General features: G+C 65.9%; 5 protein-coding genes and 1 pseudogene. 4 read left to right on the top strand and 2 right to left on the bottom strand.

The window, feature by feature from the left end; translation table 11 throughout:
• A pseudogene (locus ACKODO_RS04290) lies at window positions 1–512 on the bottom strand (ribonuclease E/G); the annotation flags it as partial.
• Between the two features lie 550 nt (window positions 513–1,062).
• Between ACKODO_RS04290 and ACKODO_RS04295 the strand changes: the two are divergent.
• The 4 genes from ACKODO_RS04295 (at window position 1,063) to ACKODO_RS04310 (ending at window position 6,576) form a co-directional block, all read left to right on the top strand.
• Window positions 1,063–2,325 carry an N-acetylmuramoyl-L-alanine amidase gene (locus ACKODO_RS04295; RefSeq protein WP_408982217.1) on the top strand — a complete coding sequence of 421 codons (1,263 nt, stop codon included), beginning with the start codon at window positions 1,063–1,065 and terminating at the stop codon, window positions 2,323–2,325.
• A gap of 250 nt (window positions 2,326–2,575) precedes the next feature.
• Window positions 2,576–4,984 (top strand): penicillin-binding protein 1A, encoded by a 2,409-nt coding sequence (locus ACKODO_RS04300; RefSeq protein ID WP_408982218.1) that lies wholly within the window; start codon window positions 2,576–2,578, stop codon window positions 4,982–4,984.
• A 93-nt stretch (window positions 4,985–5,077) separates the two neighbouring features.
• The gene (gene prfB, locus ACKODO_RS04305) at window positions 5,078–6,208 is read left to right on the top strand and encodes a peptide chain release factor 2 (RefSeq protein ID WP_408982219.1); all 1,131 of its coding nucleotides are present in this window, start codon (window positions 5,078–5,080) and stop codon (window positions 6,206–6,208) included.
• On the top strand, window positions 6,205–6,576 hold the full coding sequence (locus ACKODO_RS04310) for a DUF4440 domain-containing protein (RefSeq protein WP_408982220.1): 372 nt from the start codon (window positions 6,205–6,207) through the stop codon (window positions 6,574–6,576). The genes prfB and ACKODO_RS04310 overlap by 4 nt, the downstream gene beginning before the upstream one ends.
• Before the next feature lie 4 nt (window positions 6,577–6,580).
• On the opposite strand, the gene ACKODO_RS04315 is transcribed toward ACKODO_RS04310, so the two are convergent.
• Window positions 6,581–7,640: M23 family metallopeptidase (locus ACKODO_RS04315; RefSeq protein WP_408982221.1), on the bottom strand; the 1,060-nt coding region annotated here is incomplete at its 5' end.

Raw genomic sequence — 7,640 nt, forward strand, 5'->3', positions numbered from 1 at the left:
TCGGGCTCACGGGAAGCAGATTCGTCCGCGCTCGACTCGTCGCCATCGGGCTCGCCCGCTTCGCCTTCGGCATCCTCGCCGGATGCCGAATGTTCATCGGAAGCGGCTTCCTCGCCATCCATCGGGGCGGAGGCGACTTCAACCATGCCGCCCCGACGGCGCCGCGCCTTGTTGCGGCCACCGCGACGCGAGCCGCGCTCCTCTTCCTCGCTCTCCTCGTCGGCGGCGGCGGCCTCCTCGGCCAGCAGCGCCTCGCGATCGGCAACGGGGATCTGGTAATAATCGGGATGGATTTCCGCGAAGGCGAGGAAGCCGTGGCGATTGCCGCCGAAATCCACGAAGGCGGCCTGGAGCGAGGGCTCCACGCGCGTCACCTTGGCGAGATAGATATTGCCCCTCAGGGGGCGGCGATTGGCACTTTCGAAATCGAATTCCTCAACGCGATTGCCGCGTTGCACGACCACCCGGGTCTCTTCCGGGTGGGACGAATCGATCAACATCCGTGTGGTCATGGATAAGCCTTGATGAGGATGTCCCTGTTCGATGGCTCGAAATCGAGCAGGCGAGACGGCTCGGCCGGCTGGAGGCCGATGCGCGGGAGGTCATGCCGATGGAACGGGGAAGTTTCGGATCAGGAAAACGGCCATCGGCCGAAGCCGGCAGCCGGACGAAGCCGGGAAGGGCCGCGGAGAAGGAGCGAACTGACATGCGCGGAAGGTGCCGAGCCGAAATCCCGGACATGCGCAGCCGAAGCGGCGCAACCGGTTTCAGATCCAGGCTCGAAAAAGCGGGCATTACCAGAACGATCCCCAAAGGCGGCCGATGCGTCCCGTCGCAAGAGGTTCTCGCCGAAGGGCCGGGATTGGGATGCCGCGCCCGATTTTCGGGGGCGGCTCGCCGGACCATGACGCCTGCCGGAGCATCCGGTCGAGGCGGGGCGGGAACAATGCGGAGCGCGACTCATCAGGTTGAGGAGTCTTGCCCGCTGGCGCGACGCACCATAGACCTCGTGTAAGGACGAATGCGCGAATTTGCAAGCGAGAGACCGGAAGGCCACCGGCCATGAGGCTTTCATCCCCCAGGCTTGATCTCGGCGCCGCCCTCTTGGCGGGCCTTGTCCTGCTCGTTCTGGCGCTGTTCCCGGTGTCCGTCGCTGAGGCACAGGGCCCTCAGGGTGCCCCGGCCGTGATCCGTGCGATCCATCCGGTCGAGGGGCAGAGCCTGGACCTCTTCGCGATCGTCATCGATCTTTCCGAGGAAACGACCTTCCGCCACGAGGTTCTCACTGGCCCGGACCGGCTGGTGATCGACCTCGACCGCAGCTTCGTGGCGGCCAGCGCGCAGAGGATGACCGGGCGGTCGCTTCCGGCGATCGGCGCCTTGCGCGCCGGGCTCTTCATGGCCGGGCAATCGCGCATCGTGATCGATCTCGCGCGGCCCGTGCTCGTCGAGCGCGCGGATTTCGTGCGGCAGGCCGGTGTGGCGCGGCTGGTGGTGCAATTGCGCGCGACGAGTGCCGAAGCCTTCATGGCGCAGGCCCGACTCGATTCCGCAAGGCGCATGACGAGCCGCATGGCGCGACCGGAACCGCCACCGGACGACCGGGGCGACACGCGCCCGCTCGTCGTGATCGATCCGGGCCATGGCGGCATTGATCCGGGCGCATCCGGTGCCAGGGGCGAAACGGAAAAGGACATCGTGCTCGCGATCGGTCTCGCGCTGCGCGACCGGCTCGCGAGGTCCGGCAGGGTGCGGGTGGCAATGACGCGCGAGGATGATCGATTTGTTTCGCTCGGCGAGCGCGTGAAATTCGCCCGCGCCCGGGAGGCGAGACTGTTTGTCTCGCTCCATGCCGATTCGCTCGCGGGCGAACCGGATGTGCGTGGCGCCTCGGTTTACACGCTTTCGGACCGGGCAACCGACGCGCTGGCCGCGCGCGCCGCCGAAAAGGAAAACCGGGCCGACCTCATCGCCGGGCTGGATGCCGATGAGGAGGCGAAGGGCGGCATCGAGCCGATTCTCCTGGATTTCGCCCGGCGCGAAACGCGGGCCTTCGGCCAGCTTGCGGCCCGGCAGACGGTGACCGCTCTCGGCAACCGCACCCACAAGACACCGTTGCGCGGCGCGGGTTTTCGCGTGCTGCGCGCACCGGACATGCCGTCGATCCTGATCGAATTGGGCTATCTCTCCAATCCGCAGGATTTGCGGGCGCTGGTGGATGGCAATGACCAGAAATCCCTGGCCGAGACGCTCGCCCATGCGCTGGAATCCTTCGTGCTGGCGACCTCGACGCCGGAACCGGCCGCTGCCGCGCCGGCGCCCTGACGTCTCAAAAAAAAGCACCTCGCAAGGAATTGTTCGGTGGAGGTGCCGTTTTTCGGCCACGCTTTTCGACTTTCTCTCGCAGGAGACTTTTGGGCTCGCCGAAGCTCTGGTATCCCCTCGTGGAATCCTGCTGCGCGAGACAGCTTTCGACTTGGTGAATGCGTCAGGAATTTACTCCTCTTCGTGCGATCATCGACGAAGGCGGGAGAGGCAGCCGGAAACGGCGTGCCGACAGGAATAGGGCAGTGGTATGCGACTGATCGCGCGGTTTCTCGCGTTTCTGTTCGGAACCCTCACGCTCGTGGGCCTCGTGGGCGCCGCGGCAGTGAGCTATGTCGTCTGGCATTATTCGCAGGATCTGCCGGATCACGCCCAACTCGCCAATTACGAGCCGCCGGTGACCACCCGCGTGCATGCGGCCGACGGCTCCCTGCTGGCCGAATACGCGCGCGAGCGGCGCCTCTACCTGCCGATCCAGGCCATGCCACAATTGCTGATCGCGGCTTTCCTCTCGGCCGAGGACAAGAATTTCTACAAGCATGGCGGTGTCGACCCCGAAGGTTTGGCCCGTGCCGTCGTCACTCAGTTCCGCCGTGGGTCCGGCGGGCGCCAGCAGGGTGGCTCGACGATCACGCAGCAGGTGGCCAAGAACTTCTTCCTGACCCGCGACCAGACGGTCGAGCGCAAGATCCGCGAGGCTTTGCTGGCCTTCCGTCTCGAGGCGACCTTCTCGAAGGACAAGATCCTCGAACTCTACATGAACCAGATCTTCCTCGGCTCGGGGAACTATGGTGTCGCGGCGGCCGCGCTGAATTATTTCGGCAAGTCGGTGCATGAACTTTCGATTTCCGAGGCGGCCTATCTCGCGGCCCTGCCGAAGGCGCCGTCGAACTACCACCCGATCAACCACCGCGAGGCGGCGCTCGGCCGGCGCAACTATGTGATCGATCGCATGCTCGAGAACGGCTATATCAGCCGCGAGGATGCGCAGGTTGCGCGCGCGGAGCCGCTGGTCGCCACTTTCCGCCAGCTCTCGCCGAACGCCTATGCTGCCGGCTTCTTCGCCGAGGAAGTGCGCCGCGAGATCGTGGATCGCTATGGCAACAAGAAGCTGCTGGAAGGCGGCCTCTCGGTGCGTTCGACCCTCGATCCCCGCATGCAGGTTCTGGCCCGCAAGGCGCTTTCCGATGGTCTCGTGCGCTATGACGAGGCCCGCGGCTGGCGTGGGGCGCAGGATCGCATCCCGCCAACCGGCGACTGGGGCATTCCTCTCGCCGAAGTGCAGGGCCTGACGGATGTCGATCCGTGGCGGCTGGCCGTCATTCTGGATGTCACCAACACCGAGGCGCGCATCGGCCTCCAGCCGACCCGGCTCTCGGGTGGCCAGGTCGATCGCAAGCGGGAGACCGGCATCATCCCTCCGGAGGGCGTGCGCTGGACCAACCGTCCGCTGGCGCGTGTCGTCAACCCCGGTGATGTGGTCTATGTCGAGCCGATCGCGGGGCAGGAGGGGCGCTATCGCCTGCGCCAGGTGCCGGAAATCTCCGGCGCGCTGGTGGCCATGGACCCGCATACCGGCCGCGTGAAGGCGATGGTCGGCGGCTTCTCCTTCGACAAGAGCGAGTTCAACCGCGCGACGCAGGCGCTGCGGCAGGTGGGCTCGTCCTTCAAGCCCTTTGTCTATGCCACCGCGCTCGATAACGGCTACACGCCGTCCTCGATCATCCTCGACGAGCCGATCGAGCTCGACCAGGGCAATGGCGAGATCTGGCGGCCGGAAAACTACGACGGCAAGCCGACCGGTCCGCGCACGCTGCGCTATGGCGTCGAGCAATCGAAGAACCTCATGACCGTGCGCCTCGCGCGCGATCTCGGCATGCCGCTCGTCGCGGAATATGCGAAGCGCTTCGGCGTCTATGATGACATGCTGCCGGTGCTGGCCATGTCGCTCGGCGCGGGCGAGACGACCGTTCTGCGCATGACCGCCGCCTATTCGATGATGGCGAATGGCGGCAAGCGCATCCGGCCGACCCTCATCGACCGCATCCAGGACCGCTGGGGCGCGACCATCTATCGCCATGACGAGCGCCAGTGCGATCCGTGCTCTTCGGAAGCGTGGAACGAACAGGACGAGCCCCGCCTCATCGACAGGCGCGAGCGCGTGATCGACCCGATGACCGCCTACCAGATCACCTCGATCATGGAAGGCGTGACCCAGCGTGGCACGGCGGCGCAGCTTCGCGCGCTCGGTCGCACCTTCGCGGGCAAGACCGGCACGACGAACGACGCGAAGGACGTGTGGTTCGTGGGCTTCTCGCCCGATCTCGCGGTGGGCGTCTATCTCGGCTTCGACAAGCCGCAATCCCTCGGTAGCCGCGCCACCGCCGGCACCTATGCCGTGCCGATCTTCTCGGCCTTCATGAAGGAGGCGCTGGCCGGCAAGCCGAACCTGCAATTCCGCGTGCCGCCTGGCATCAAGTTCATCCGCGTGAATGCGCGCACGGGCCAGCGCACCACGGCAGGCGACCCGCAGGCGATCCTGGAGCCGTTCAAGCCCAATACCGCACCGCCGGAGAACTATTCCTTCGGGGAAGTGACGGCGGGCGGCGTGGTTGTTCCCGGCGGCCCCATCGGCTCAACCACCGGCGGCCTTTACTGACGTCAATCCGGTTTACAGGCCCGGCCCGGAAGGCTATCCCGGCCGGGCTTTTCGCGCCGCCTGATCAGGTTCGCGCCAGCAGGATATGAAAGCATGCGTGCCGAAGTCGAAGAAAAGGTCGATGTGATCCAGCAATCGATCGGGTTGCTGAAGAAGCATCTCGATTGGGACCGCGCGCTGAAGAAGCTCGCGGAATTGAATGCGCGCGTCGAGGAGCCCGATTTCTGGAATGATGCACAGGCCGCGCAGAAGATCATGCGCGAGCGCACCGATCTCGATTACCGCATCGGCATCGTGAAGAAGCTGCAGGGCGATCTCGACGACGCCGTGACCCTCATCGAACTCGGCGAGGCGGAGGAGGACGAGGGCACGATCACGGAAGGCGAGAACCAGATTCGCGCGCTCGCCGAGAATTCCGAGAAGCTGCAGATGGAAGTGCTGCTCTCGGGCGAGGCGGACGCCAATGACACCTATATCGAGGTGCATTCGGGCGCGGGCGGCACCGAGAGCCAGGATTGGGCCTCGATGCTGATGCGCATGTATCAGCGCTGGGCCGAACGCTCGGGCTTCAAGGTCGAGGTGATGGAAGTCTCCGACGGCGAGGAAGCGGGCATCAAATCGGCGACGCTGATGCTCAAGGGCCGCAATGCCTATGGCTGGGCCAAGACCGAGGCCGGCGTGCATCGTCTCGTGCGCATCAGCCCTTACGATTCGAATGCCCGCCGGCACACGAGCTTTGCCAGCGTGACCATCTATCCGGTTGTGGACGATTCCATCCAGATCAACCTCAACGAGAGCGATGTGCGCATCGACCTGATGCGCGCGCAAGGAGCTGGCGGCCAGAACGTCAACAAGGTGGAATCGGCCGTGCGCCTCCTGCACATCCCCACGGGCATCATGGTGATGAGCCAGACCAGCCGTTCGCAGCACCAGAACCGCGAACTTGCCTGGAAGATGCTGCGCGCGCGTCTTTATGAGCTGGAACTGAAGAAGCGCGAGGCCATCGCGCAGGCGGAGCAGGCCGCCAAGACCGATATCGGCTGGGGCCACCAGATCCGCTCCTATGTGCTCCAGCCCTACCAGCTCGTGAAGGATCTGCGCACGGGCGTCACCTCCACCGACCCGCAGGCCGTGCTCGATGGCGATATCGACCCCTTCATCGAGGCCGCGCTGAAGCACAAGATCACCGGCGGCGAGCCGATCGCGGTGGATGATATCGAGTGATCGACGCTCAGCTTTCGGCAATCACCGAGGAGCTGCGGGAGCTGGAGCACGGCCTCTGGATCGCCGAGACACGCTACGACCGTGCTTGGCTCGATGCCCTTTTTGCCGAAGATTTCATGGAGTTCGGTCGATCGGGCGGGCGCTACACGCGGGCTGAGTGTCTTGAAGTTGAGCCCAAACAGCGGATCGATGTGACGCTCCCGCTCCCGGATTTCGCGGTCAGGCCCCTGGACCAGAACAGCTTTCTCGTGACTTACGTCAGCATTCACCAAGGCACCTCGCCGGGAAAGGCCAACCGCGCGTCAATCTGGACGCGGACGTCTAACGGCTGGCAACTGCGGTTCCACCAGGGAACGTCGACGAGTTGAAGCCTCACTCCACCGCGCTCGCTGTCATCAGGCGGCTGGCGCGCAGGAAGCGCATGGGGTCCGTCGCGTCGTCATCGATGCGCACTTCGTAATGCAGGTGCGGCCCGGTGGAACGGCCGGTGGAGCCGACGGTTCCCAGCACCTGGCCGGCAAGAATGGTATCACCCTCGCTGACCTGAATGCTCGAGAGATGCGCATAGCGAGTGGAGAGGCCGTTGCCATGGTCGATCTCGACCATGCGGCCATAGCCGCCGCTGTAACCCGCCTCGATCACCCTGCCCGGCGCGGTGGCGCGAACCGCCGTGCCCGGAGGTGCGCGAAAATCGATGCCGGAATGCATGGCGAGCCCGCGCGTGAACGGATCGAGCCGGGTGCCGAAGCTCGAAGTGATGTCGTGTTCGGTGGAAAGCGGACGCGCGAGCGGCAGACGCTTCAGCACGGCCTGGCTGTTGCCCGCGCTGAGCAGCGCCTGATCGGCACGCACCAGATGCTCGTCGAAATCCTCAGCGCCGCCGAGTGGCGCGGGCGGCAGAAGCGGGCCGCCGAGACCCGATGCCGGCGGTGTCACGTCGCGCAGCATCATGAGTTCGAAGCCCTTCGCCGCAGGCAACCTGGCGCGCGTCACGGCGCGCGGCTCGAGTTCCTTCTCGAAGCGATGCAGGCCAAGGCCCGTGGCGGCAATGACCCGGCGGGCGCGGCCGTCGGCCTCCTCGGCATGTTCGGCCAACCTTTTCATGGTGGTGATCTGATGAAGTTCCATCTGCCTGGTGCGCTGGTCCACCTGGCCCACCACATCCTTGATGGCCCCGCGCATTTTCAGATCATCGAAGCGGGGCGGCTTAGCCTGGATGTCACCCGGCGAAACCGGCTGGAAGGCGCGGGGTGCGAAGGTCGAGACCGGCCCCTCCACCGGCGCGGGGCGGGGCGGCTCCACCGGCCCGCCGATCGCGGCGGGCCGGGGCGCGGGCGCCTCGATGCTCGCGGGGGGGGGCGCCGGGCGGGTGGTCCGGGGGGGGGGCGGTTGCCGTGGGGCTGGGAGGCCGGCCTGGGCGGCGCGCGGGGCG

Origin of the sequence: Rhabdaerophilum sp., assembly GCF_046092605.1 — a bacterium.
In the GTDB taxonomy this organism is placed as follows: Bacteria; Pseudomonadota; Alphaproteobacteria; order Rhizobiales; family Beijerinckiaceae; genus Rhabdaerophilum.

Coding starts and splice junctions, on each gene's coding strand:
- ACKODO_RS04300 (WP_408982218.1), top strand. CDS start 2,576: ATGCGACTGATCGCGCGGTTTCTCGCGTTTCTGTTCGGAACCCTCACG.
- prfB (WP_408982219.1), top strand. CDS start 5,078: ATGCGTGCCGAAGTCGAAGAAAAGGTCGATGTGATCCAGCAATCGATC.
- ACKODO_RS04295 (WP_408982217.1), top strand. CDS start 1,063: ATGAGGCTTTCATCCCCCAGGCTTGATCTCGGCGCCGCCCTCTTGGCG.